At 72.1% G+C, this 24,172-nt stretch carries 26 protein-coding genes and 1 pseudogene; 17 read left to right on the plus strand and 10 right to left on the minus strand.

Translation table 11 applies throughout. The features are described from left to right. Window positions 1-34: 34 nt before the first annotated feature. Window positions 35-697 (plus strand): permease prefix domain 1-containing protein, encoded by a 663-nt coding sequence (locus tag GA0074694_RS27400; protein ID WP_232624749.1) that lies wholly within the window; start codon window positions 35-37, stop codon window positions 695-697. A 159-nt stretch (window positions 698-856) separates the two neighbouring features. Here GA0074694_RS27400 and GA0074694_RS27405 read toward each other — a convergent pair whose 3' ends face one another. Beyond that, window positions 857-1,195, minus strand: coding sequence for a PadR family transcriptional regulator (locus tag GA0074694_RS27405; protein WP_091462846.1), 339 nt, complete (start codon window positions 1,193-1,195; stop codon window positions 857-859). A gap of 225 nt (window positions 1,196-1,420) precedes the next feature. On the opposite strand from GA0074694_RS27405, the gene GA0074694_RS27410 reads away from it, so the two are divergent. Beyond that, entirely contained in the window at window positions 1,421-1,768 is a 348-nt protein-coding gene (locus GA0074694_RS27410; protein WP_091462847.1) for a DUF6059 family protein, read from the plus strand. 103 nt (window positions 1,769-1,871) lie between these two features. Here the strand turns inward: GA0074694_RS27410 and GA0074694_RS27415 are convergent, their stop codons facing one another. Together GA0074694_RS27415 and GA0074694_RS27420 are read right to left on the minus strand one after the other, a co-directional pair. After that, window positions 1,872-2,972 carry a pyridoxal-phosphate dependent enzyme gene (locus GA0074694_RS27415; protein WP_091462848.1) on the minus strand — a complete coding sequence of 367 codons (1,101 nt, stop codon included), beginning with the start codon at window positions 2,970-2,972 and terminating at the stop codon, window positions 1,872-1,874. A gap of 125 nt (window positions 2,973-3,097) precedes the next feature. After that, the gene (locus tag GA0074694_RS27420; protein ID WP_176738135.1) at window positions 3,098-3,832 is read right to left on the minus strand and encodes a maleate cis-trans isomerase family protein; all 735 of its coding nucleotides are present in this window, start codon (window positions 3,830-3,832) and stop codon (window positions 3,098-3,100) included. Window positions 3,833-3,994: 162 nt separating this feature from the next. Between GA0074694_RS27420 and GA0074694_RS27425 the strand changes: the two genes are divergently transcribed. From GA0074694_RS27425 to GA0074694_RS27445, 5 genes are all read left to right on the plus strand, one after another. Then, window positions 3,995-5,578: a multicopper oxidase family protein gene (locus GA0074694_RS27425; protein WP_091462850.1), complete on the plus strand. Its 1,584-nt coding sequence runs from the start codon at window positions 3,995-3,997 to the stop codon at window positions 5,576-5,578. Between the two features lie 238 nt (window positions 5,579-5,816). Continuing rightward, window positions 5,817-6,242 (plus strand): SchA/CurD-like domain-containing protein, encoded by a 426-nt coding sequence (locus GA0074694_RS27430; protein ID WP_245714935.1) that lies wholly within the window; start codon window positions 5,817-5,819, stop codon window positions 6,240-6,242. 88 nt (window positions 6,243-6,330) lie between these two features. Then, window positions 6,331-8,166, plus strand: coding sequence for an asparagine synthetase B family protein (locus GA0074694_RS27435; RefSeq protein ID WP_091462852.1), 1,836 nt, complete (start codon window positions 6,331-6,333; stop codon window positions 8,164-8,166). Window positions 8,167-8,259: 93 nt separating this feature from the next. After that, on the plus strand, window positions 8,260-9,309 hold the full coding sequence (locus GA0074694_RS27440) for a PLP-dependent cysteine synthase family protein (RefSeq protein ID WP_091462853.1): 1,050 nt from the start codon (window positions 8,260-8,262) through the stop codon (window positions 9,307-9,309). 10 nt (window positions 9,310-9,319) lie between these two features. Continuing rightward, complete coding sequence (locus GA0074694_RS27445; protein WP_218105820.1) at window positions 9,320-10,516, plus strand: M24 family metallopeptidase; 1,197 nt, start codon at window positions 9,320-9,322, stop codon at window positions 10,514-10,516. Between the two features lie 143 nt (window positions 10,517-10,659). On the opposite strand, the gene GA0074694_RS32010 is transcribed toward GA0074694_RS27445, so the two are convergent. The 3 genes from GA0074694_RS32010 to GA0074694_RS27455 all read right to left on the minus strand — a co-directional run bounded on the left by GA0074694_RS32010 (window position 10,660) and on the right by GA0074694_RS27455 (window position 11,605). Next, entirely contained in the window at window positions 10,660-10,824 is a 165-nt protein-coding gene (locus GA0074694_RS32010) for a hypothetical protein (RefSeq protein ID WP_176738136.1), read from the minus strand. A gap of 95 nt (window positions 10,825-10,919) precedes the next feature. Further along, window positions 10,920-11,126: a helix-turn-helix domain-containing protein gene (locus tag GA0074694_RS27450; protein WP_088985077.1), complete on the minus strand. Its 207-nt coding sequence runs from the start codon at window positions 11,124-11,126 to the stop codon at window positions 10,920-10,922. Continuing rightward, window positions 11,126-11,605 (minus strand): DUF2975 domain-containing protein, encoded by a 480-nt coding sequence (locus GA0074694_RS27455; protein ID WP_091462854.1) that lies wholly within the window; start codon window positions 11,603-11,605, stop codon window positions 11,126-11,128. Before GA0074694_RS27455 ends, GA0074694_RS27450 begins: the two co-directional genes overlap by 1 nt. Window positions 11,606-11,853: 248 nt before the next feature. Here GA0074694_RS27455 and GA0074694_RS32015 point away from each other — a divergent pair, with 248 nt between their 5' ends. After that, complete coding sequence (locus GA0074694_RS32015; RefSeq protein WP_176738137.1) at window positions 11,854-12,015, plus strand: hypothetical protein; 162 nt, start codon at window positions 11,854-11,856, stop codon at window positions 12,013-12,015. A gap of 160 nt (window positions 12,016-12,175) precedes the next feature. On the opposite strand, the gene GA0074694_RS32020 is transcribed toward GA0074694_RS32015, so the two are convergent. The 3 genes from GA0074694_RS32020 to GA0074694_RS27465 form a co-directional block, all read right to left on the minus strand. Further along, entirely contained in the window at window positions 12,176-12,343 is a 168-nt protein-coding gene (locus GA0074694_RS32020) for a hypothetical protein (RefSeq protein WP_176738138.1), read from the minus strand. A 219-nt stretch (window positions 12,344-12,562) separates the two neighbouring features. Then, window positions 12,563-13,792 (minus strand): helix-turn-helix domain-containing protein, encoded by a 1,230-nt coding sequence (locus GA0074694_RS27460; RefSeq protein ID WP_091462855.1) that lies wholly within the window; start codon window positions 13,790-13,792, stop codon window positions 12,563-12,565. A 184-nt stretch (window positions 13,793-13,976) separates the two neighbouring features. Next, the gene (locus GA0074694_RS27465; RefSeq protein WP_218105821.1) at window positions 13,977-14,390 is read right to left on the minus strand and encodes a GntR family transcriptional regulator; all 414 of its coding nucleotides are present in this window, start codon (window positions 14,388-14,390) and stop codon (window positions 13,977-13,979) included. 3 nt (window positions 14,391-14,393) lie between these two features. Here GA0074694_RS27465 and GA0074694_RS27470 point away from each other — a divergent pair, with 3 nt between their 5' ends. The 7 genes and pseudogenes from GA0074694_RS27470 (at window position 14,394) to GA0074694_RS33410 (ending at window position 21,030) form a co-directional block, all read left to right on the plus strand. After that, on the plus strand, window positions 14,394-14,951 hold the full coding sequence (locus GA0074694_RS27470) for an ATP-binding cassette domain-containing protein (RefSeq protein ID WP_218105822.1): 558 nt from the start codon (window positions 14,394-14,396) through the stop codon (window positions 14,949-14,951). Continuing rightward, complete coding sequence (locus GA0074694_RS27475; protein ID WP_091462856.1) at window positions 14,948-15,907, plus strand: ABC transporter permease; 960 nt, start codon at window positions 14,948-14,950, stop codon at window positions 15,905-15,907. Before GA0074694_RS27470 ends, GA0074694_RS27475 begins: the two co-directional genes overlap by 4 nt. Continuing rightward, window positions 15,904-16,923 carry an ABC transporter permease gene (locus GA0074694_RS27480; protein ID WP_091462857.1) on the plus strand — a complete coding sequence of 340 codons (1,020 nt, stop codon included), beginning with the start codon at window positions 15,904-15,906 and terminating at the stop codon, window positions 16,921-16,923. Before GA0074694_RS27475 ends, GA0074694_RS27480 begins: the two co-directional genes overlap by 4 nt. Next, the gene (lsrF, locus tag GA0074694_RS27485; protein WP_091462858.1) at window positions 16,916-17,800 is read left to right on the plus strand and encodes a 3-hydroxy-5-phosphonooxypentane-2,4-dione thiolase; all 885 of its coding nucleotides are present in this window, start codon (window positions 16,916-16,918) and stop codon (window positions 17,798-17,800) included. The genes GA0074694_RS27480 and lsrF overlap by 8 nt, the downstream gene beginning before the upstream one ends. 59 nt (window positions 17,801-17,859) lie before the next feature. Continuing rightward, window positions 17,860-18,759, plus strand: a pseudogene (locus tag GA0074694_RS34395) (glycerol-3-phosphate dehydrogenase/oxidase); the annotation flags it as partial. A 61-nt stretch (window positions 18,760-18,820) separates the two neighbouring features. After that, window positions 18,821-19,510: a glycerol-3-phosphate dehydrogenase C-terminal domain-containing protein gene (locus GA0074694_RS33405; RefSeq protein WP_245714937.1), complete on the plus strand. Its 690-nt coding sequence runs from the start codon at window positions 18,821-18,823 to the stop codon at window positions 19,508-19,510. After that, on the plus strand, window positions 19,507-21,030 hold the full coding sequence (locus GA0074694_RS33410; protein ID WP_091462859.1) for an FGGY-family carbohydrate kinase: 1,524 nt from the start codon (window positions 19,507-19,509) through the stop codon (window positions 21,028-21,030). Before GA0074694_RS33405 ends, GA0074694_RS33410 begins: the two co-directional genes overlap by 4 nt. A gap of 251 nt (window positions 21,031-21,281) precedes the next feature. On the opposite strand, the gene GA0074694_RS27500 is transcribed toward GA0074694_RS33410, so the two are convergent. Next, window positions 21,282-22,463 carry a nucleotide disphospho-sugar-binding domain-containing protein gene (locus tag GA0074694_RS27500; RefSeq protein ID WP_176738139.1) on the minus strand — a complete coding sequence of 394 codons (1,182 nt, stop codon included), beginning with the start codon at window positions 22,461-22,463 and terminating at the stop codon, window positions 21,282-21,284. Window positions 22,464-22,628: 165 nt separating this feature from the next. Between GA0074694_RS27500 and GA0074694_RS27505 the strand changes: the two genes are divergently transcribed. Together GA0074694_RS27505 and GA0074694_RS27510 are read left to right on the plus strand one after the other, a co-directional pair. After that, window positions 22,629-23,468, plus strand: coding sequence for an LLM class flavin-dependent oxidoreductase (locus GA0074694_RS27505; RefSeq protein WP_245714938.1), 840 nt, complete (start codon window positions 22,629-22,631; stop codon window positions 23,466-23,468). Then, the gene (locus GA0074694_RS27510; protein WP_091462862.1) at window positions 23,465-24,163 is read left to right on the plus strand and encodes an SDR family NAD(P)-dependent oxidoreductase; all 699 of its coding nucleotides are present in this window, start codon (window positions 23,465-23,467) and stop codon (window positions 24,161-24,163) included. The genes GA0074694_RS27505 and GA0074694_RS27510 overlap by 4 nt, the downstream gene beginning before the upstream one ends. The last annotated feature ends 9 nt before the right edge of the window (window positions 24,164-24,172 follow it).

Below are 24,172 nucleotides of genomic sequence, written 5' to 3' on the forward strand. Positions count from 1 at the left end.
CGTGAGCCCCGGCTTGCCTATACTCGTCCATGCGATGGTCCCGGCGAGGGAGCTGCTCCGGATGGACATGATCGAGGCATACGTCGCCGAGTTGGACAAGGCCCTGCGCGGCCCCCGGGCGACCAAGGCCGATCTCCTCGCGGAGGCGCGGGACGGTCTCCTGGATGCGGCCGACGCCTACGAGGACGCCGGTCTCGACCGGCGCGACGCCGAACGGCGGGCGGTCGCCGAGTTCGGGGCGGTACCCGAGATCGCCTGCGACTACCAGACCGAACTGGGGCTGGCCCAGGGGCGCCGTACCGCTCTGCTGATCTTCTTCGTGCTGGCCGCGCAGCCGGTGCTGTGGCGGTTGACCCGGCACCTGGCCGGTGGCGTGGGATACCACAGCCCCGGCTACCGGCTGGTCGAGGAGACGGTCAGCTGGATGGGTTCGGCGACCCTGTTCGCCGCGATCCTGGTCGCCACCGCCGCCGGCTACGGGGTGCGGTACCTCGGTGCCCGCCGGGGGCTCGTCCGGGTCACCGGGGTCTTCGCCTTCGCGGTCTGCGTGGTCTTCTCCGTGCTCGGGGTTCTGCTGACCGCGCTCACCCCGCACGCCCTGATGAGTGTCGCCGGGTTGCCGAGCGCGCTGGTGTTCCTCGGTATCCCGTTGGCCGGGATCGGCGTCTCCGGCCGGAACTGCCTGAGCGCCGCCTGACCGGACGCCCCGGTCCCCGGTGCGACACCCGCGGAGAGGGCGTCGCTCAAGCGGACGACCCACGCGCGCCGTGCGGCCGGGGCACGCGCCATCCGGTATCCCGCAGCGGTTCGGGTCGCCGGTCCGGTGCCGCCCGGGACCGGGCGGCACCGGGTCGACTCAGGCGAAGCCCGCCGCCGTGCCGGGACGCAGCACGCCCTCGACCACCGCGGCGAAGTCCCGCCACTCGGAGCGCTCGTCCGCCAGGGCCCGCCGCCCGGAGGCGGTGAGCTGGTACGTCCGGCGCTTACGGCCACTGACTGTGCTCCACTCGCTCTGCACGTAGCCCGCCCGCTCCAGCCGGCGCAGGGCCGGGTAGAGCGTGCCGGTCGGCAGGTCGAGCGCGCCGCCGCTGCGGGCCTGGAGAGCTTCCATAATCGCGTAACCGTGCAGCGACTCCCGCTCCAGGACGGAGAGAATCAGGGCGTCGAGGTGCCCCCGCAACGCGTTTGGCCTCATGTAGCCAATCTACACGAAGGCGGTACGGTAGCCCAGCTACAGGTAGATACCCTATTCGGGATGTTCAGGGCTCTGCCCCGCGTGTCCCACCGGTCCCCGCCACCGCCTCTCGACCGCGCATCGAGTCGTCCCGATCATTCTTGTGCCGCGCCGGGAGACGGCGGGCCGTGCCACACCCGGCGGCCCCTCGTCACCGCGACACGACGTGCGGACGAGGACGGCGGGATGGACGCGTACAGGGTTCTGAGCAGGTGTGGCCGGCTGACCGTCAGCCTCGCCCGGGAGCTGTTCTCCGGACTGAAGGCGTTCGGCGCGGCGCTCATCGGCACGCCGCTGCCGCCCGAGGCCTTTCCCCCGGCCACCCCACCGGCGGGCGGGCCCGTGCCGACGGTCACCGATGCCACCTGCCGGCCGGTGGGCGGCGAGCCGGGGCAGCCGCCGTCGCCGGTGGAGCCGGGCACCCCGTGGGCGGGGACGGAACCGGGCGCACCGCCGGCCGGACACCCGGAGCGGTTGATCCCCCACGTCCCCCCGACGCCGGTGGAACGCCGACTCTGGTCGCAGCTGCGCTGAACGCCGGCACGTGACCGGCCGCCGCCCCTGCGGGGAGCCGGGCGGCGGCACCGCCGACGAAACACCGGACCACGGGCACCGCCGCCGGCCTGCGGCGGTCGGTTCACATGCCCTTGAGGCCGTGCGCGGTGGCCACGACGACCACGTCGGACTCCGGGGTCATCGTCCCGGCGGCCAGGGACCGGGAGACGGCGACCAGACCGGCCGCGCTGCTCGGTTCCAGCGGGAACCCGGCCCGCCAGAGGCGCCGGGTCTCGGCGAGGACGCTCTCGTCGTCCACCGCCACGGCCTGCCCGCCGGAGCGCCGGACCGCCTCCACGGCCTGGGCCGCGAGCTGGTTGCCGCCCAGCGACGGCATGACCCGGGTGCTGCCCGGGAACGTCGCGTACAGGTCGGCTCCGGCGAGCACCGCGGCGACCCGGGGAAAGGGCTCCACCAGGCAGATCCGGGGCACCGCGTCGGCCCCGAGCAACTCCCGGAACCCGAGGTGGATGCCCCACGCGAGGTCACCCCGGGAGGCCGGCACCACCACCCACTCCGGTGCCCGGCCGTCCCGGTCGGCGAGGAGCTCCTCGGCGACCAGCTTGTACCCCTCGATGCCGAACGGGCTGCTGCCGACCGGGGGGACGACGAAGTTGGTGACCGGCAGCATGGTCCGGGAGTCGCGGTAGGCGGCGACGTGCTCCCAGCGGTGTTCGCTGCGGGGGAAGGAGACCACCTCCGCGCCGAGGTCGCGCATCAGCTCCACCACCCGGGCCGGGGTGTCGTCGGTGACCGCGATCTCGCAGCGCAGCCCCGCCCGACCGCAGTAGGTGGCCAGCGACACCCCGGCGTTGCCGGAGGAGGCGGCCACGATCCCCTCGTAGCCGGCGCACAGCGCCCGACTCACCACCACCGCGCTGAACCGGTCCTTGTGCGAGCCGGTCGGGTTGGCGCCCTCCCACTTGAGGGCGACGTCCAGCCCGGGCACGGCCCCGGCGATGTCGGTCAGCAGCGGCGTACGCCCCTCGCCGAGGGTGACCGGCCGCAGGTAGGGCTGGTCGACCCCGGTGGACTCGCCCGGGGTGTACACGCACTCCAGGTTCATCGGTCTGCCCTCGGCCAGGCAGGCCGGGCACCCGGTCGAGTGGTCGGCCACCTCGTACCGGCGGTCGCAACGGATACAGGCGAGCCCCGCCAGGCGCGGGTTCTGAATCGTGGGCATGCTTCTCCCGGACCAGGATGGACGGACGCCGGTCGGGTGGACCCGGCCGGGACGCCCGTGGAAGCGTCCAGTTTAGGCGGAGCGCCACCGCCCGCTCACGGGACCGACCCGGGCCGCCCGGGGGCTCAGCGGCGCAGCCCGGCGTACCCGTCGAGCGGAAAGGTGTCCGGGGCCCGGCCGGCCAGCCGCAGCCCCTCCCAGCAGGTCGCCTCGTTGCTGGAGACCACCGGCAGGCCGAAGCGCTCGCGCAGGATCCGGGCGGCCTCCAGTCCCCGGAACGCCGTGCAGCTGATGAAGATGCCGTCGGCGGCACCGGGATCGACGACCGCGGCGGCGATCCCCTCCGGCGGGACGGACGCGGTGTCCAGCGGGTCCGGCAGGGCCGGGCCGGCGGTGGCGGTCACCTCGATGCCGTGCGCGCCCAGGAAGGTCCCCACCAGGTCGTCGAGCCAGGGCTCGTACGGCGTGACGAGCACCACCCGGGTCAGGCCGAGCGACCGCAGCGCCGCCACCACGGCGGTGGACGTGGTGGAGGCGGGCCGGCCGGACGCGGCGGTGATCCGCTCGGTGATCTCGGCGTCGTAGCCGAGCCCGTGGTAGAGACTTCCGCTGGTGCAGGCGAAGACGATCGAGTCGACGGCGGCGTGGGCGAGCATCCGCGCGGCCTCGGGCACGCTGTCGGCGAGCGCGGCGAGCTGTTCGGGGGTGTCCCGCGTGATGGACATCCGGGCGACGTGCGCGCTGACCGTCGTGGGCAGGCTCAGCCGCAGGTCACGCTCGAGGACCGTGTTCACGCTGGGCACCAGGAAGCCGAGTCGGTGTGTCCACTCGGGATCGCGGTGGATCGTGGTCTCCGCCATGATCGGACGGTAGCGAGATCCGCTCGAGCGCCGGACGAGTCGGCGCGCACCGGGTGGACGATCCCGCCACCCACCTTTCGGTTTAGGTAGGGTCGCTACGTGTAGCATATTTGAATGTGACCGGCTGTCATACCCGCCGGTCTCCCGCGTGAGGAGCCTGTCATGACCCTGAGCCGTCGACGTCTGATCCAACTGGCGGGTGGCGCAGCCGCTGCCGTCCCGATCGCCGGGTGCTCGGAGCTCGGCGACAAGCTCGGCGACAACGTGGGCACCCGTTCCGGATCCAGCACCGGCTCCAAGATGAAGAGCGAACTCGACCTCCCGGAGCCGTTCCAGGTCCCCCTCCCCCGGCCGCAGGTGCTCAAGCCGACCAATTCCGACGGCAGCACCGACTTCTACGAACTTACCCAACGATCCGCCAAAGTGGAGATCATTCCGGGGCACCAGACCGAGATCTGGGGTTACAACGGCACCTTCCCCGGGCCGACGATCGAGTCACGCGCGGGCCGGCGCACCGTGGTCCGGCACCGCAACGAGCTTTCCGTGCCGGTGGTGGTGCACCTGCACGGCGGGAAGACCCCGCCCGAGCACGACGGCTACCCGATCGACTACATACTGCCCAACGGCGGTTGGAAGCCGGGCGGCAGCATGCCCGGCCACAGCATGGACCCCGGCAACACCAGCCAGGGCACGAAAGACTACATCTACCCGCTCGACCAGCCCGCCGCCACGCTCTGGTACCACGACCACCGGATGGACTTCACCGGTCCCCAGGTCTACCGCGGGCTCGCCGGCTTCCACATCGTCCGGGACGACGAGGAGGACGCCCTGCCGCTGCCCAAGGGGGAGCAGGAGGTGCCCCTGTTCATCTGCGACCGGGCCTTCTCCGAGGACGGCTCGTTCCGGTACCCCTCCGCCGACCACAACCTGCACGACCCGGGGGTGACCGAGAAGTTCTCCGACGGGGTGCTCGGCGACGTCATCCTGGTCAACGGTGCCCCCTGGCCGATCATGGACGTCACCAACACCCGGTACCGGTTCCGGGTCCTCAACGGCTCCAACGCCCGGAGGTACGGTCTGAGCCTCGACCCGAAGCCGAGGGACGGCAGCTCGTTCGTCCAGATCGGCAGTGACTCGGGGCTGCTCGGCGCGCCGATCGGGCACGACAAGATCGAGATCGCCCCGGCCGAGCGGTACGACCTGGTCATCGACTTCTCCAAGTTCAAGGTCGGCACCAAGGTCACCCTCCGCAACGAGCTGGACAGCGGCAAGCTCGGCTCGATCATGCAGTTCCACGTCGCCCGCAGCGCCTCGGACGACAGCGCGGTGCCGAGCCGGCTGGCCGACTTCGAGCAGCTGGACCGCTCGATGGCCGTCCAGACCCGGCAGTTCCTGTTCGGTCAGGGAGTCTCCGGTGGCAAGCGAGTCTGGGCGGTCAACGGCAAGCCGTTCGACCCGAAGCGGATCGACGCCCAGCCCAAGCTCGGCTCGGTGGAGATCTGGAAGCTGGTCACCGACGTCCACCACCCGGTGCACCTGCACCTGGCCCACTTCCAGGTGCTCAGCCGCCAGGGTCGGCCGCCGTCGGCCCGGGACGCCGGCTGGAAGGACACCGTCGACATCCTGCCCGGCCAGGTGGTCGAGGTACTGGCCAAGTTCACCGGCTACAAGGGAAAGTACGTCTTCCACTGCCACAACCTCGAACACGAGGACATGGTCATGATGAGCAACCTCGAAGTGGTCTGATACCCCCGTACGACCGCTGCGGCGACCGGCGCGTACCCGAGCAGGGTGCGCGCCGGTCGCCGTCTGCGTACCCGTCGAGGGGTGTCGGTCGGCGACGGGTGGCGGCGGGTGCCGGGGACAGCGGTGCCCACCTGGCTCGAGCCCTTCCCAATCCGCCTTCGAGCCGGCGGTGGAAACGTGCGCTGCGGCGGAGTTGGCGATCACCAGGCCCGCCCCGTCAGGGCACCCGCCGCACACGATGACCACGCGAAAGGACGCGAGCATGCCGTACGCCGCGATCAGGTACGACGTCATTCCCGGACACGAGGACGAGATCGCCGAGATCTTCGCGAACTTCCGCCGGGTCAGCACCCCGATCCTGAAGAACGAGAACGGCGAGGAGGTCGGTCAACTGCTGGGCAGCGCCGTCTTCATCAGCGGCGAGATCGTCATCCGGGTCATCCACTACGAGGGCGACTTCCGCGCCATCGGCCGGCACATGGGCCAGCAGAGCGGCGTGCACGACCTCGAGGGCAAGCTCGCCAAGTACCTGAAGACCCAGCGGGACACCAGCACCCCGGAGAAGTTCGCCGAGTACTTCCGCAACGCCAACATGCGCTGCATCGCGCAGCTCACCAAGGACAACTACCCCGGTCCGGTACCGGCCGGCGCGCAGCAGGGCTGACCGGCTCCTCGGCGAATCGGTTGCCGGTGGCGTCGGCCACCGGCAACCGCCCTCTCCCCCACCTCGATCAGCGCGGAAAGGTAGCTCCATGTCTGGCGTTTTTGGCTGGATCGACTTCACCCGGGACCTGGTCCTGGACCGACCCGTCGTCACGATGCTCACGGCGACGCTGGCCCAGCGGGGCCCGGACGGCGAGGCGGTGTGGGTCTCGCCGCGCGCCGCGCTGGGCTACCGCACCCTCGACGCGGACGGCGCGGGCGGCCGGCAGCCGTTCGTCACCGAGGTCGACGGCGCCCCGGTGGTCGCCGCCGTGACCGGCGCGCCGCTGCACCTCGACGACCTGCGGCAGCGGCTGCGTTCGGCCGGGCGCGGCTTCGCCCCGGAGACCCCGGCGGTCGAGCTGATCTCGGCGGCGTACCAGCAGTGGGGGGTGGAGTTCATTCCCTGGCTGGCCGGCCCGTTCGCGATCGTCATCTGGGACGCGCGTACCGAGGAACTGGTGCTGGCCCGCGACCAGCTCGCCCAGCAGCCGCTGTACTACACGCACACCTCCACCGGCCTGATCTTCGCCACCGAGCGCAAGGCCCTGCTGGCCCACCCGGAGGTCGACGCCGTCCTGGACGCGTCCGGGCTGCGCGAGGCGATCTCCCACGCGCTGCCGCCGGGCCCGCTCTTCAAGGGCCTGGAGTCGATCAAGGGTGCCGAGATCGCCCGGTTCGGCCGGGCCGGCTGGAGCAAGCGGACGTACTGGAAGCTCTCCTCCCGCCCGCACGAGGAGGACCTGGAGAGCACCACCGCCACCGTCCGCCGGATGCTGGAGGACAGCATCCGCGAGACCCTGCCCGCCGACACGTCCCGGCTGGTGGCCACCCTCTCCGGCGGCATCGACTCCTCCTCGGTGGCGGCGCTGGCCGCGGCCGAGCTGCGCCGTCGGGGCGGCGACAAGCTGCGGACGTACACGGTGGACTTCAAGTCCAGCGAGTTCGAGGCGGACGTCATGCGCGACACCCGCGACTCGCCGTACGCGCAGGCCGTCGCGGACATGATCGACTCGGTGCACAACCTGGTCGAGCTGGAGTCGACCGACATCCTGCACCCGATCATCCGGCAGGGCATGCTCCGGGCCAAGGACGCCCCCACCCGGATCTACGACATGGAGACGTCGCAGTACCTGTTCATCCAGCACGCGGGGGCGCAGGGCGGCAAGATCGTCCTCACCGGCGGCGCGGGTGACCAGCTCTTCCAGGGCGCCCGCTGGTCCACCGACCAGGGCCTGGTGGAATCCGGCACGTTCCCGTGGATCGCGCTGGCCCAGCGTTTCGGCGCGACAAACGGCTTCGGCACCGCGCTGCTCAACGCCGACACCCTCGCCGCGTTGGACCTGCGGAACTACTACGCCGACGAGTACCACAAGGCGATCGGCGAGATCGAGTACCTGCCGGGCGAGGACGAGTGGCAGCGGAACATGCGCCGCGTCTCGTACCTGGTGCTCACCCGGGGTCCGCTGGACTCGTCGGTGTTCGCCGCGGCCGGGCTCCAGACCCGCGCCCCGATCAACTACTACAAGCTCGTCGAGTACGCCTACAACATCCCGGCGCCGTTCCAGCACCACGCCGGCATCGAGAAGAGCCTGCTCCGCGCGGCGGTCGCCGACCTGCTGCCCGAGCAGGTGCTGAAGCGCCGGCAGAGCGCGACGCCGGTCAGCAACCACCCGAGTTACGCGCAACGCCTCCAGGACGAGTTCCGGGCGATCCTCGCCGACCCGGACGCCCCGGTCCGTCCGCTGATCGACCTGGAGGCGTCGAAGGCGCTCGCCGACGACGCGCCGCGACTGGCCAAGGACCGGCTCGCCCGCGCGGCGGCCGAGCTGACCCTCCAGCTCAACCTCTGGCTGCACCACTACCGGGTACGGCTGGCGCTGTAACGCCGCCTCCTGAGCGGCACACGCGTCGACCGCTCCCCGCACGACCGTCACCAATCCGCTCGCATCGGCGACTTCACGGCGTAGGGGTACGACATGATCAATGACAGTGTGTTGGACACAATCGGCCGTACCCCGGTGGTCCGGCTCAACCGGATCCGGGTCGACAACGGCTCGGAGATCCTGCTCAAGCTCGAATCCCGCAACCCGGCGGGCAGCGTCAAGGACCGTACCGCGCTGTCCATGGTGCTGGAGGCGGAGCGCGACGGGCGGCTCAAGCCCGGCGGCACCATCATCGAGTCCTCCTCCGGCAACACCGGCAAGGGGCTCGCGCTGATCGGCGCGGCCCGCGGCTACCGGGTCATCCTGGTCACCGACCCGAAGGCACCGGCGTCCATGGTGGAGTACGTCTCCGCCTTCGGCGCCGAGCTGGAAATCGTCAAGGAGCCGGACGAGACCGGCTACCAGCGGCCCCGGCTGAACCGCGTGCACGAGCTGCTGGCCGCCACGCCCGGCGCGTTCTGGCCCAACCAGTACGACAACCCGGCCAACCCGAAGATCCACGCGGAGCAGACCGCGTACGAGATCCTCGACGACGTCGGCCAGTTCGACGCGCTGGTCGCGGCGGTCGGCACCGGCGGTCACATCAGCGGGCTCGCCGAGACCCTGAAGAAGAAGCTCCCCGACATGGTCACGGTGGGGGTCGACGCGAAGGGGTCGCGGGCGTTCGGTTTCCCGTACGAGACCTGGCTGATGCGCGGTCTCGGCATCGCCTGGAAGCCGGAGAACCTCCAGACCGAACTGGTCGACCGGGTGCACCTGGTGGCCGACCACGAGGGGATCGCGGCCAGCCGGCTGCTGGCCCGCCGGGAGGGCCTGCTGGTCGGCGAGTCGGCCGGCGCGGCGGTCTTCGGGGCGTTGCACCACGCGCACGACAACCCGGGATCCCGGATCGTCGCGGTGGCCCCGGACGACGGCGGCAACTACCTCGGCGAGTCGTACGACGACGAGTGGCTGCGGGCGCACGGCCTCGGTGACGCGGTGGCCGCGCTGGCCACCACGGAGTTGCTGGTCGCCGCCGCCAAGGACCCGGCGTGGCCGTCGATGACCCTGGAGCAGGTGTCCCGCCTGGTCACGAGTGGGTGAGGAGAGACAGGTGTTCGCCAACGTTGAACGGCTCGCCCGGTTCATGGACGAGCAGGGGCTGGACGGACTCGTCGCCACGACGATCGAGAACGTCTACTACCTGACCGGCGTGGCCGCGGTCGGTCTGGAGATCTTTCCGCACACCGGGCAGGCGTACGCGGTGGTCACCCGGGACGCCCTGGACCGGCCGCACTTCGTCGCCTCCCGGTGCGACATCGACCAGGCCCTGGACGCGTCCGTCGAGATCGCGGGCGCGATCGGGTACGGCGTCTTCTTCCGGGAACTGCCCGACGGCGTGGAGCTGACCGACCGGGAACGGCGGCTGGCCGAGACGTCGGTGGCCGCCCCGGTGGTGCCGACCCCGATGGATGCCCTGGTGGAGACGCTGCGTCGGGCCGGGCTCGCCGAGGCACGGATCGGCCTCGACGAGGACGGCGTGGCCCACGGCTACGTCGACGCGCTGCGGCAGAAGCTGCCCCGGCTCGACGTGCGGCTGGCGTCGCACTCGCTGCGCTGGGCCCGCAAGGTCAAGACCGAGCGGGAGGTGCGCAGCATCACCGCCGCCGCGAACGTGGCCGAGGTGGGCATCCAGGCGGTCAGCGCGCTGGCCCGGCCCGGGGTGACCGAGCGGGAACTGGCCCGCGAGTTCGAGCGGGCGGTGGCCGGCGCGGGCGGTCGGGCCAAGTTCAGCCACATCAAGATCGGCCGGGGCGGGGTGGCCGGGCAGACCCGTCCGAGCGACGTGGCGCTGCGCCGGGGCGACGCGATCTGGTTCGACGTGGGCTGCGTGGTCGACGGGTACTGGGCCGACATCGCCCGGGTGGTCAACCTGGGTGAGCCGCCGGAGAAGCTGCGCCGGTACTACGCGGCGATGAAGGCCGGCTGCGACCGGGGGTACGCCGAGGCCAAGCCCGGCATGACCGGCGGCGAGCTGTTCCGGATCGTGGTCGAGGCCGTACACGAGGCGGGAGTGCCGCACTACCGACGCAACCACGTCGGCCACGGCATCGGCGTCGAACTGTACGACCGGGTGAACGTCACGCCGGACAACGAGGACACCATCGAGGAGGGGGTCGTCGTCAACATCGAGACGCCCTACTACGAGTTCGGCCTCGGGGCGGTGCAGGTCGAGGACCCGTTCCTGGTGACCGCCGACGGCAACAAGCTGCTCACCACCCTGGACCGGGACCTGATCGTCCTGGACTGACCGGCGGTGCTCAGCGGTGCGCCGGAGTCCGTCGCGGGCTCCGGCGCACCGTTCTGTGGGTGCCGGGGTGCGGCAGCACGTGCACGCCCAGGTGGTTGCCGGGCAGGTGCAACACCCGACGGCCGGGCGCCGCGGTCGTACCGCTATCTGCTGCGTCGGACGAGCCGCACGCCGTACCCGATCGCACCGATGACGAGCAGGGCGCCCAGGAGCTGGAGGCCCGGCGAGTCGTCGGCCTCCCCGAGCACGATGCCGGCGACGCCGAGCGCGATGCCGAGGAGGACGACGAGGGCGAGGACGTACTTCATCAGATCTCCTTCGAGGGGCCGAACCGCCGCCGTACGTGCCGGTGCGCGCGTCGGCCTGGTCCGGTGTTCCGTGCGGGGCCGGTCATTTGCCGTGGTCAGTCCTCGACCCACTCGAGCAGGTCACCGGGCTGACAGCCGAGCACCCGGCACATGGCCTCCAGGGTGCTGAACCGGACCGCCTTGGCACGCCCGTTCTTCAGCACGGCCACGTTGGCGGGCGTGAGCCCGACCCGTTCGGCGAACTCGCCGACGCTCATCTTGCGTTTGGCCAGCTCGACGTCGATACGGACGACGATGGGCATCAGATCACCGCCTCCATGTCGGTGCGCAGCGTGGTGGCCTGCCGCAGCAGGGCCCGCATGACCACCATCAGCAGCCCCAGTGCGGCGACACCCACCACCATCAGGAACAGCAGGAGCGGCAGACCGGGGTCCGACGCGTTGAAGCCGACGTACAGGAAGACACCCACCAGCACCGCCCAGGCGGCGGTGATCGCCCACACGATCGCGTCCACCCACCGCAGCGCGACGTCACTGAAGATGCGGTCGTGCCTGACCAGGGTGAGCAGCTTCCAGGTGGACACGATCACCACCTGGACGCACAGCACCCAGAACACCGAGACGGCGGTCATCGGCCACCGGAGATAGGCGAAGTCCGGGGACTCCTCGGCCATGTGCGCGAACTGCCCGGGCAGCGAGAACGTCTGGAGCATGACCAGGATCCCGAACAGCACCACGAGGAAGACTCTGAGCGGGGCGACCGCTCGATGCTCAGCCAACATACATCGACTATCGCTCGCAACCTATCGAAAGTCAATTGGTTTGTGAAGTCCGCCCGCCGCTCGCGACGAACTCCGGGGGCGGGGCCGGACGCCCCGGCACCCCTCACGACCCGCGACCGCCATCCACGCAGGCTCCGGAAAACCGAAAACGATCTTCCTCGATATAGGATCACCCCGATGCGCGGGCCCGTCCCGACCCGACCCGGGACGTCGACACCGGCACCGCCACAGGACACCCTGGAGGAATCGTGAGATTCGGTCTTGCTCGCGCGGTCGCCGCCCTGGTGCTCGCCATCGGTGCCGCCGTCGCCCCGGCCGCCCCCGCCGCCGCGCACACCACGGCCGACCCACTGACCGTCTACCCGCCGATCCGGGGCTCGTCCACCTGGGGCACATCCACCTTGAGGTGATCAACCAGCACCGGTACTCGTGCTACGTCAGCCGTGTCGCCAACACCGCGCTCACCGACCTGACCGTGATCGGCAAGGTCGGCGTCCACTACACGGCCCAGCGGCAGCGCTGCTGATCCGGCAGATCGACGCGGCGGCCCGCCGCCCGCCCGGGAGAAGGTCACTGGCCACGGCGCCACCGCCGCTCCGGCACCGCCCGGGTCGTCTCCTCCGCCGGTATTCGGTCCGCCTCGGCCTGGTCGAGGAGCCGTTGCTTGGCCGCCTCCCGTTCCGCCGCCTCGATCTGCTCACCGCGGTTCTGCTCCGGGTCCGACCGCGTACCGTCCACGTGACACCCTCCTCGAAAAAGGGCGCGGCAGCGACACCCGGGGAAGGGCCGACCGCCGCCGCGCCCGGCCGGGGGCGCGACGACGACCGGATCACCCACGGAGGGACCCGCGTAGATCACGCCCTGCGATCAGATGGTCACGGAGTTGGCCCGGGTGGGACAGATGCGATCCGGGGCACGACCGACCGTCGGGGAGAAAGGTGGTACAGCGGGTACCACCTACGCGCCGACGAGTGCGGCCAGGTCGGCCAGTTCCTGTGACATCGCCCGCCGCCGTTGCCCCGAGATGGACTGGACGATGTCCCGGGCGTACCGCTGTTGCCGTAGCCAGGTCGACGCGGTGGCCCGCAGGTCGAGCAGCACCTCGGTCGCATCGGCGTACCGGCGCTGCTCGGCGTGGGCCCACGCCACGTCCAGCCGGTGCCGCTGCCAACTGGACGCCACCGCCGTCGGCCCCGGCGGGACCTGCTTCGCCAACTCCAGCACCCGGCTGGGATCACCGGCCACCGCCGCGTTCTCCGCGCGCTGCATCTGCACCCGCGCGGTGTCGAACCCGCCGACCATCATCAGGTGCCCCGGCTCCGGGGCCCACTGCCCGATCCGGACCGCCGCGGCCGCCGCGGCGCTGGTCAACTCCACCGCCGCATCGGGCTCGTTGTTCCGGGCACGCGCAGCAGCAGCGACCGTGAGCAACCACCCCCACGCGGCCAACTCGTCGGGTACGGCGCGACTGAACCTGGGCTCGACCTGGTCGGCGGTGGCGACCGCCAGCTCGGCTGCCTCGACGAACCGGCCCTGCCGGATGAGCACCCAGCACATGCCCTTGATGACCGTGGTCGCCACCACCTGGTTGCCGGCCTGACGGGCGGCGTCCAGCGCGCCGGACAACGCGGTCATCGCCAGGTCGCTGGCCCGGAGCTGGATCAGGAGGTTTCCGGTGAGGTGCTGGGTCCGGGCGAGCAGGGTGTACGCGCTGGCCTGGTCGATCCCATCCGCCAGGCCGGCGGCGGCCCGCACGTCGAGCAGCAACGCCGGCATGTCGGACAGCGCGCGGGCGTAGTCGTTGGCGTGGTAGGCGCGGTCGACCGCGTGCAGCCGCGCACGCAGCACCTCGGGCTTCGGTGGGTCACCGGCCGGCGGGGTGAGTGCCGTTCCGGTGATACCCCGGACGGGCACGACCGCGCGGCGGATCTCCGCGAGGGACAGCGGCCGGTGGTCCGGTTCGGCTCGGGCGGCCGCGTGGGAGGTGTCGCCGATCAGCGCGCTGGTGGGCACATTCAGAGCGCGGGCGAGCGCTTGGAGGGTGGGCAGTCGCGCACTCTTGCGCGCACCCTGCTCCAACTTGCGGATGACCCCGACGTCCACCCCGGCACGTTCGGCGAGTTGCTCCTGCGTCAGGGTCGACTGCTGGCGGATCGCCGCGAGGTTCTCGCCGATGGTCGGTTCCACGATCGCTCCCCAGGTAGCGGGCCGAGCGGCGGCCCGCCGGCCGCACCCGGGTCGCCACTTCGGACGGTACACCGAGCGAAGGCCGCTCCGGTGACGCCCGAGTCGTCGACCGGGTGCCGAAGCCCGGAGGTCGCGTCCCGCGCCGCCGTGCCACGCCGGCCGCGCCGCGAGGGCTGCCGTGTGGTCAGCGGATACCCACGAAGAAACGGGTCTGGTCGCTGCGGTGCAACGCGTAGTAGGCCTCGAACCGGGTGCCGTCCCGCAGCCAGGCCACGGACTCGATGCCGAGCAGGGGCGTCGAGGTGGTGACCTCGAGCAGGGCGGCGTCCTCGGGTTCGGGGAAGACGGCTTCGATCCACCGGTCGGCCCCGACGGGTTCGATCCCGTACCGGCGGCGCAGCACGTCGTAGAGCGACTGGTTCTCCAGGACGGCGCGATCGAGGCCGGGCACCAGCCGCGCCGGCAGCGCGGTGTCGACGAGCAGCCAGGGCTGGCCGTCGACGCCCCGGAGCCGGCGCATCCGCACGACCGGCTCGCCGACCGGAACCTGTAGCAGGTCCGCCTCGCCCTGGTCCGCCGGGCTGAGGCTCTGGCTCACCGTGTGGGTGGTGACCCGGCGTGGGACACCACGGTGCAGGGCACCCGCGCGTACGTGCCCGGTGACCGGCAGCGCGCGGGCGTCCTGCCGCTGTGGTCCGTGGCGGAGAACCTGGTCGTCACCGCCATGCGCGGCCTGGCCCGGTTCGGCGTACGCCGCACCGGCGCGGAGGAGGCCGCGATCCGCGACTGGGTGGACCGGTTGGCCATCCGCGGTGGCGCCGACGCGGGCATGACCGACCTCAGCGGCGGAAACCAGCAGAAGGTCATCGTGGCCCGGGCGTTCGCCTCCACGGCCGACCTGATCCTGCTCGACGACCCGTTCCGCGGGGTCGACGTGCACACGAAGACCGATCTCTACACGCTCATCCGGCAGGAGGCGGCGGACGGGCGCAGCGTGGTCTGGTACTCGAGCGAGAACGCCGAGATGGCGCACTGCGACCGGGTCTACGTGCTGCGCGCCGGCCGGGTCGTCGCCGAGCTGACCGGCGCGGAGATCTCCGAGGAACGGATCATCGCCGTCTCCTTCGCCGAGTCCGAGCCCATGGGAGCACCGCGATGACGAACCTCGTCGCGACGGCGATGCCGTCGCGGGCCCTGCTGCGCCGCACCGGACCCGCCATGGTCAGCACGGTCGCCATGGTGGCCATGATCGGGGTCTGCGCGTCGCTGCAGTCCGACGTGCTGACCGTCCCCGGTCTCACCCTGGTCCTCTCGGCCGCGGTGCCCCTGGTCATCGCGGCCCAGGCCCAGATGGTGCTCATGGCGGTGGGCGACATCGACCTCGGCATCGGCAACTTCGTCGGCCTGGTCACCGTCGTCACCGCCACGAAACTGGTCTCCTCCCCCGGCACCGGCGCGCTGATGCTGCTCGGCCTCGTGGCGGCCTACGCGGTCCTCGGCGCGCTGATCCACCTGCGCCGGGTGCCGTCGCTGATCGCCACCCTCGGGGCCTCGTTCGTCTGGTTGGGACTGGGGATGTTCGTCCTGCCCACGCCGGGCGGCAGCACCCCGCAGTGGCTGGCGACCTTCGGCTCCTGGCAGCCGGGCGGCTTCCCCGCCCCGCTGCTGCCGATCCTCGTCGTCACCGCAGTGGTCTGGCTGCTGTCCGCCCGCAGCTCCGTCGGGGTCCGGGCCCGCGCGCTGGGCAGCAACCCGGTCGCGTTGCAACGAGCCGGGCTACGGCCGCTGGCCGCGCGGGTCGTCGCGTACGCCGTGGCCGGGGCGCTCGGTGTGCTCTCCGGGCTCGCCCTCGCGTCGCAGACCGGCGGCGGCGACGTCTCGTCCGCCACCAGCTACACCCTGATCACGGTCGCCGCGGTGATCCTCGGCCGCGGATCCTTCGCCGGTGGAACCGCCGTGCCGTGGGGCGTCGCCATCGGCGGCATCACCCTCGGCCTGGTCAGTGTCGTCCTCAGCCTGCTCGACGTGCCGTCGAACATGCAGTCAGCCGTACAGGGCGCGATCGTGCTGGCCGTGCTCGCCGGCCGCGTCGTGGTCGGAAAGGTGCTCCGATGACCCTCCGTACGCTCGCCCGCCCCTGGATCTGGGGATTCGTCGCCGCCGCGCTGGTCTGGGTCACCATCCTGGCCATCTCCGACCAGGGGAGCGGGCAGACCGTCTCGCTCGCGCTGTCCCTCGCCCCCTACCTGGTCATCGTCGGCCTGGGCCAGATGCTGGTGATCACCGCCGGGCCGGGCAACATCGACGTGTCGGTGGCGCCGGTCGTCTCCCTCGCCGGCTTCGTCGCGGTCCAGGTCACCGCGTCGACCGGATCGGTGCCCGTCGGCATCCTGGCTGGCATCGGGACCGGGCTGGCCGTCGCGGTGATCAGCGTGGTGGCGATCCTCGGGCTCTCCGTCCCGCCGATCATCGCCACCCTGGCCGCCGGGCTGATCGCCTCGTCGCTGACGCTGTCGCTGGCCGACGGTTTCACCGCGGTGCCCGACGAGGGGCTGCGCAGACTGCTCAACCTGCGCCCGGCCGGCGTGCCCGTGCTCGCCGTCGCGGTGGCCGCGCTGACCGCGCTCGTCGTGGCCCTCCTGCGCCGCACCACGTACGGTCGCTCGCTGCTCGCGGTCGGCCAGAACCGGCAGGCCGCGGAGCGCGCCGGCATCCCCATCGCCCGGACGATCGCCACCACCTACCTGGCCAGCGGCGCCCTCGCCGGACTGGCGGGCGCGCTGCTCGCCGCCTACATCGCGCCGTCGCCCGACCTGGGCACCCGCTACCTGCTCGACTCGGTCGCCGTCGTCGTCATCGGCGGCACGCTCATCTCGGGGGGCCGGGCCGTGCCGGTCGGCATCTGGGGCAGCGCACTCTTCTTCATCCTGCTCGACGGTCTCGTCAACCTCGTGGGCTGGAGCACCGCCGCGCAGAACCTGCTCAAGGGCGCCCTGGTGCTGTTCGTCCTCTTCCTCGCCGGCGGCGGAACCCTCCGCCACGCCGGCGGGACCACCCGACCCGGTCGACGGCTGCGCCCCGCGGTCGCGACCACCGCTGGAACTAGCACAGGAGAGAACACCAATGGCTGACACCGACGGTCTGCTCGACGCCCGCAACTACGGCGGGACCGCCCCGACGGCCACGGGCTTCCACGTCAAGGGAGCCCACGCCCAGGACTGGGGCCTCCAGAACCGGCTGTCCCGGATCTTCCGGCCCGACAACGGCCGTACGGTGATGCTGGCCTTCGACCACGGCTACTTCCTCGGGCCGATGGCCGGCCTGGAGCGGCTCGACGCCACCATCGCTCCGCTCGTGCCGAGCGCCGACGCGATCATGATGACCCGGGGCGCGCTGCGCACCAGCATCCCGTCGCAGAGCAGCGCCGGGATCGTGCTGCGGGCCAGCGGCGGGCCCAGCGTCCTGCGGGAACTCTCGGACGAGCACATCGCCCTGGACATCGAGGACGCGGTCCGGCTCAACGCCGCAGCGCTGGCGATCCAGGTGTTCATCGGCGGTGAGCACGAATCCCGGTCGGTGGCGAACCTCGCCGCCCTGGTGGACAGCGGGCAACGACACGGGATCGCGGTGCTGGGCGTGACCGCCGTGGGCAAGGACATGGTCCGCGACGCGCGCTACTTCCGGCTCGCCACCCGGATCAGCGCCGAGATGGGCGCGCACATCGTCAAGACGTACTACGTCGACCAGGGCTTCGAGACGGTGACCGCCAGCTGCCCGGTACCGATCATCGTGGCCGGCGGCAAGAAGTTGCCCGAGATCGACGCGCTGACCATGGCGTACCGCGCGATGCAGGAGGGCGCCGCGGGCGTCGACATGGGCCGCAACATCTTCCAGAGCGAGTACCCGGCCGCGATGCTGGCCGCGGTCCGCGCCGTGGTGCACGACGACGCCAAGCCCGCGGACGCCTACGAGCTCTTCCGGGAGCGGTCGGCCTCCTCCGCGTCCTGACCACCGCCAGGGGTGCGGGTCTCCCACCGGCCCGCACCCCGCATCTCCGGGAGCTCCTCATGTCACAACCACAGACCGGCGCCGAGGACATCGTCGACCTCGTGATCATCGGTGCCGGCATCAACGGCCTCGCCATCGCCCGAGACGCCGCCGACCGGGGCCTGAGCGTCGTCGTGGTCGACCGGGGGGACGTCGGCGCCGGCACCACCGCCACCTCCAGCCGGCTCATCCACGGCGGCCTGAAGTACCTCGAGCGCTACGACTTCACCCTGGTGCACGAATCGATCCGGGAACGCCACCTGCTGTTCCGCACCGCGCCGCACCTGGTCCACGACTACCCCATGCTCATTCCGTTCTACGCCGGAGACAGCCGGCCCCGGGCCCTGGTCCGGCTCGGCCTGGCCGCGTTCGACGTGCTGGCCGCCGGCCGGGGGCGCGGACGCAGCCGGGGCCTCTCCGCGCAGGCCATCGCCCGACGCTGGCCCCACCTCTCCCGCAAGGGGCTGCGCGGCGGGGTGCTCTTCAACGACGCCCAGGTGCCGTGGGCCGAGCGCCTCTGCGTCGAGTTGCTGATCGACGCCGAACGGCTGGGCGCGCGAGTGCTGACCTACACCACGGTGACCGGTCTTCTCGTCACGGACGGGCGGGTCCACGGCGTCCGGACCCGGGACAACCAGTCGGGGCGGACGGGGGAGATCCGGGGCCGGGTCACCGTCAACGCCGCCGGACCGTGGATCGACCGGATCCTCGACAGCCAGGTGACGAGCCGGCGGCTCAACGGCGGCACCAAGGGCAGCCACATCGTCATCGACCCGTTCCCGGGTGCCCCGGACACCTGCGTCTTCTTCGAGGCCGCCGCGGACCAGCGACCGATCTTCATCTTCCCGTGGGAGGGCCGCTACGTCCTCGGCAGCACCGACCTCACGTACGAGGGGGACCTGGACGAGGTCGTCGCCAGCGACGCCGAGATCGACTACCTGCTCACCGAGGCCAACCGGTTGTTCCCCCAGGCCGGCCGACGTGCTGTACAGCGTGGCCGGCATCCGCCCGCTGCCCTACACGGCCGGGGTGGCGGACAACGCCAAGATCAGTCGTGGGCACACCGTGCTCAACCACGCGCCCGCGTACGAGGGGCTGCTCACCATCATCGGCGGCAAGCTGACCACCCACCGCGCCCTCGCCGAGGACGCCACCGACGAGGCGCTGAAGGTGCTTGGCCGGCCGCGACGACGGTGCACCACCCGTACCCGGCCGCTGCCCGGGGCCGACACGCCGGACTGGTACGCCTTCCGCGCGGACTTCGCGCGTTCGGCCACTCCGTTCACTCCGGCGCAGTCCGCCCGACTGCTGGACATCTACGGAGTAAGGGCGCGCCGGGTACTCGAACTCGTCGTGGCCGACCCGGCACTGGCCGAGGTCGTCGACGAGCGCACCGGGGCGGTCGCCGCCGAGGTGGTCATGGCCTTCCGCGAGGAACGGGCCGTGACCTTGGCCGACGTGCTGCTGCGCCGTACGCTGGTCGGTCTCGGCCCGGACATGGCGGTGGCAACGGCCGTGACCTGCGCGGACGTCGCCGTACGGCATCTCGGCTGGGACACCGGGCGGGCCGACGCCGAGGTGGCCGCCTACCGGGCGGAGCTGCGGCGATTCCGGCCGCGCGGGCTGGACCTCGTCCCGGCGACCGGAACGAGCGAGAGGAGGACGTCGTGACGATCCCGCACACCTGCTACCTCGGGGTGGACGTCGGCCTCACCGCCACCAAGGTGGCCGCCTTCGACGTCGTCGGCAACGAGCTGGCCGTCGTGCACGCGCGCACGCCCCGCACCAGCGTCACCGCCCACCGCCACGACGTCGACATGACCGTCCTCGCGGACACGGTGCTGTCGCTGCTGGCGGAGATCGGCGGCAAGCTGGCCGCCGACGGGTACGCCCCGGCGGGCATCGGCGTGGCCGCACACGGCAACGGCATCTACCCGGTCGACGGGTCCCTGCGGCCGATCGGGCCGGCCATCGCCTCGTCGGACAGCCGGGCGCAGCACATCGTCCAGGCGATCCCGCCGGAGGGGGCCCGCCGGCTGGCCCGGGAGACCGGCTCGATCCCGTGGGCCGCCCAGCCCGCCGTCCTGCTGCGCTGGCTGCGGGACGCCGAACCGGCGGCCTACGCCGCCACCCGGTGGGTGCTGTCCTGCAAGGACTGGGTCACCGCGCAGCTCACCGGCGTGGCCAGCGCGGACTACAGCGATGCCAGCGCGTTCGGCATGGTCGGGCTCGACACTCGCGCGTACACGCCGACGGCACTCGAACTGGTCGGCCTGCCCGCCGCCGACCTGGACCGGTTCCCGCCGCTGCTCCGGTCCGACGAGGTGGTCGCCGGACTGAGCGCGGCGACCGCGGCCCGCACGGGGCTGCCCGAGGGCCTGCCGGTCATCGCCGGGTGCATGGACTGCGTGGCCGCCACCCTCGGCGCCGGGGGACGGGCACCCGGGGACGGCACGATCATCGTCGGCACGTGGGCGATCAACGGGGTGGTGGTGCCCGCACGCACTCCCGCCCCGGAGGTCACGCTCAGCGCGTTCATGCCCGATCCGGCCACCATGCTGGCCATGGAGGTGGCCCCCACGTCGGCCGCCAACCTCGAATGGCTCGCCGGTGCCGGGGTGCCCCACCAGCAGACCGGCGGCGTCGCCGCGGCGGAACTGCTCCAGGAGGCCGCCACCGTGCCGCCCGGCGCCGACGGTCTGTTGTTCCTGCCCTTCGTCATCGGCTCACCGGAGCATCCGTCGGCGTCCGGCACGTTCCTCGGCATCTCCAGCAACCACCGCCGGGGCCACCTGACCCGCGCGGTCATCGAAGGCGTCGCGCAGTACCACCGGGTGCAGATCGACCGGGTTCTGGCCAGCGGCGCGGACGTCGGTGACCGGCCCTGGCGGCTGGCCGGCGGGGGCGCGCGGTCGACGGTGTGGGCGCAGATCTTCGCCGACGTGCTCGGCCGCCCGGTCCGGCGGCAGCTCACCAGCGAACTCGGTGCCCGGGGCGTCGCCTCGCTGCTGCCCGGCGCCCTCGGCCACGACGTGCCGCCGTGGACCGTCAACGACGAGGACGACCTCTGCGTGCGCCCGGGGCCCGACCGCGCCGCCTACCGGGAGCACGCCCAGGTGTTCGACCGCTGCCTCGCCCGCATGTCCGCGGTGTGGTCGGAGGTCGAGCGCCACCCGGGCAGGAGCGCCTGACCGGTGGCAGCCGGGTGGCGAGGTGCGAGGCGTCCTTGCCCCTCGCCACCTCTGCGATGGGCCGGGGTCGGCACGGCGGCGGGTCCAGGGGCCGGCGGGCAGCGGGCCCGGCCCCTACCCCGAACCGGCCGGTGCCCGGGGCTGGTCCGTTGGGTTTGCCGGGGCCGTGCCGGGCCGGTTCCCGCCGGCAGGCGTGGCAGCCGCGTGGCCCGGCTGGTCGGAACCGACCTTCGCCACCCGGAGCCGGAGAGTCACGAAGCGTACTGCTCCAGGATCGCAACGACCTCGGCGGGGAGCGGCTTCTCCTCGATCTGGCCGCGCAGCTTCTCGGCGGCGGTGCGGTACCCGGGCGTGTCCAACACGTCCCGCAGCGCCGCGACGACGGTGCCGTCGGCGACCTCTTCGGCGGTCAGCACCCGACCCGCGCCGGAGGCGGCCAGCTGGCGGGAGTTGAAGCGGTGGTCCGGGAGCAGCGGGGCCACCGCCAGCTGCGGCAGACCGTGCAGCAGGCCGTTGAGGATGGTGCCCACGCCGCCGTGGGAGATCACCGCGGAGCAGCCGGGCAGCACGTGCTGGAGGGGCGCCGACTCGGCGACGATCACGCCCTCGGGCACCGACGCCAGCAGGTCGTGACGCTGGTGGGCGGCCACCACGGCGAGGACTTCGACGCCGCTGGCGGCGATCTTGGTGATGACCTGGCCCATCAGGGAGCGGGTCGGGTCGAGGCGACCGATCGTGGTGCCCCAACTGACGCAGACCCTCGGGCGCGTGGGCGCGGCAAGGGCGGGCGGCAGAACGCCGTAGGCGTTGTAGGGCAGGTAACGGATGCCCTGACGGTGCGGTGCCGGATTGGCGACCTGCATGCCCGTCGGGCAGTGGTCCAGCGTCAGGCCCTCCCGGGGCCGGATGTCGCGTAGGCCGAAGCGCTCGGCGATGGGCGCCAGCACCTCGGTCTCCACGTCGGACAGGCCTGCCATGGCAGCCACCTCGGACATGATGTCCGCGCCCCAGGGGAAGCGCACCAGCGGCGCGTCCACGGCCTTGGCCGCCAGCGCGCCGACGAACGCGGTGGGATCCGTGACCACCAGGTCCGGCCGCCAGTCGCGGGCCAGCGCGATGGTGTCCTCGGCCATCACGTCGGCCAGCTCGGCGAACATCCCGATCGCGCGCGGGGTCTTGCGGGCGCTGCCCGGGGCGGGCCTGACCGTGGCGCCAGGGCCGGCGGGCGGGTTGATGAAGCTGCGGAATGCCTCCTCCATGTCCAGGTCGCGGCCGACCGGGACGAACGGCATTCCGGAGCCGGTGACCACACCGGCGAGTCCCGGCTGGCTCGCCACCCGCACCTCGTGCCCGGCGGAACGCAGGGCCCAGGCGAGCGGGACCAGCGGGTAGTAGTGCGTGGGCCACGCCCAGCTTGTGATGAGCACTCGCATGTCCGGGGACGCTAGGCAGGCGCGGTGGTGGGCCGCTCGAACCCGCGTCCATTCACGCATCTTCGAGCCGCGCTGTAGTCGCCCGGTGTTGCATCTGCCGGACGAGTACGCGAGCCACAGAAAGGGACCTGAGCGGATATGGACGTAGGTGTTGGACTTCCGTCGATGGTTCCGGAGGCGACCGGGGACCAGCTCGTGGAGTGGGCCAGAAGGGCCGACGAGCTCGGCTTCTCCACCCTCGGTGCGTTGGACCGGCTCGTGTACGGCAACTACGACCCACTGGTCGCGCTCGCCGCCGCGGCCGGGGTCACCGAGCGGATCAGGCTCGCGACCACCATCATGATCGCCCCGTACCGGGCCGACGTGGCGGTGTTGGCCAAGCAGGCCGCCTCCATCGACAAGCTTTCCGGCGGGCGGCTGGTGCTGGGCATGTCCGCGGGCGGCCGCGCCGACGACTTCGAGGCCAACGGCACCGCGTACGACCGCCGCGGTCGCGCGCTGGACGCCATGGTGAAGCGGATGCGCGCGATCTGGGCGGGCGAACACGAGGGGCTCGACCACCCGATCGGACCGACGCCGGTGAGCGGTCCGCGGCTGGCCTTCGGCGGCCACTCCAAGTACGGGGTGCGCCGCGCGGGCCGCTGGGGCTGGGGATGGGTCGCGAGCGGCTCCTCGCCGGCCGGCTTGGAGCGCCTGCTGGAGTTCGCCCGGGAGACCTGGGCCGAGCAGGGCGTGACCACCGAGCCGCGCAAGCTGGTCATCCACTACTACGCGCTCGGCGACGACGCCGAGGCGCACGTCGACCGGTTCCTGCAGGACTACTACGCCTACCTCGGGCCGCAGTTCGCCGGAAAGATCGCGACGGGCGCGCTGAAGACCGAGTCCGAGGTCGCCGACACCATCGCGCGCTACGCGGCGGCGGGTTGCGACGAACTGATTTTCATCCCGTGCAACCCCGACCCGGAGCAGGTGGACCTGCTGGCCAAGGTGCGGGGGACGGCATGACCGAGCAGCGCACCGCACTGGTCACCGGAGCCACCGGCGGGCTGGGCGCCGCGGTCGCGGCGCGGCTGAGCGAGTTGGGCCACCGGGTCGTGGTGGCGGGTCGGGACACCGATGCCGCGGCGGCCATCGCCAAGGAGCTCGCCGAGCGGACGGGAGCGACGACCGACTGGGTCGGACTCGACGTCACCGACCCGGCGTCGGTGGACGCCGCGCGCGACGCCGTCGGCGCCGTGGACATCCTGGTCAACAGTGCCGGAGTCCTCGTGGACGCCGGGCACGACGCGGCGACCGTGCCGTTGGAGCTGGTGGAGCAGACGCTGGCGGTGAACACCCTCGGCGCCTGGCGGGTGTCGCAGGCGTTCCTGCCCGGGATGCTCGAGCGGCGGTGGGGCCGGATCGTGAACATCTCCAGCGGCACCGCCTCCTTCACTCACGGGATATTCGGTGCCGCGCCCGCCTACTCGCTGTCCAAGGTGACGCTCAACGCGCTCACCGTGCTGTTGGCCGAATCCACGAAGGACGCCGGGGTGCTCGTGAACGCGGTCAACCCCGGCCGGGTGCGCACGCGCATGCAGCCGACCGCCCAGCGGTTGCCCGCCGAGGCTGCCGAGGGCATCGTGTGGGCCGCGACCCTGCCCGACGACGGTCCCAGCGGCAAGTTCCTGCGCGGGGACCGTGAGGTCATGGGATGGTGAACCGGCGTT

Source organism: Micromonospora inyonensis, from assembly GCF_900091415.1.
Classification (GTDB): Bacteria; Actinomycetota; Actinomycetes; order Mycobacteriales; family Micromonosporaceae; genus Micromonospora; species Micromonospora inyonensis.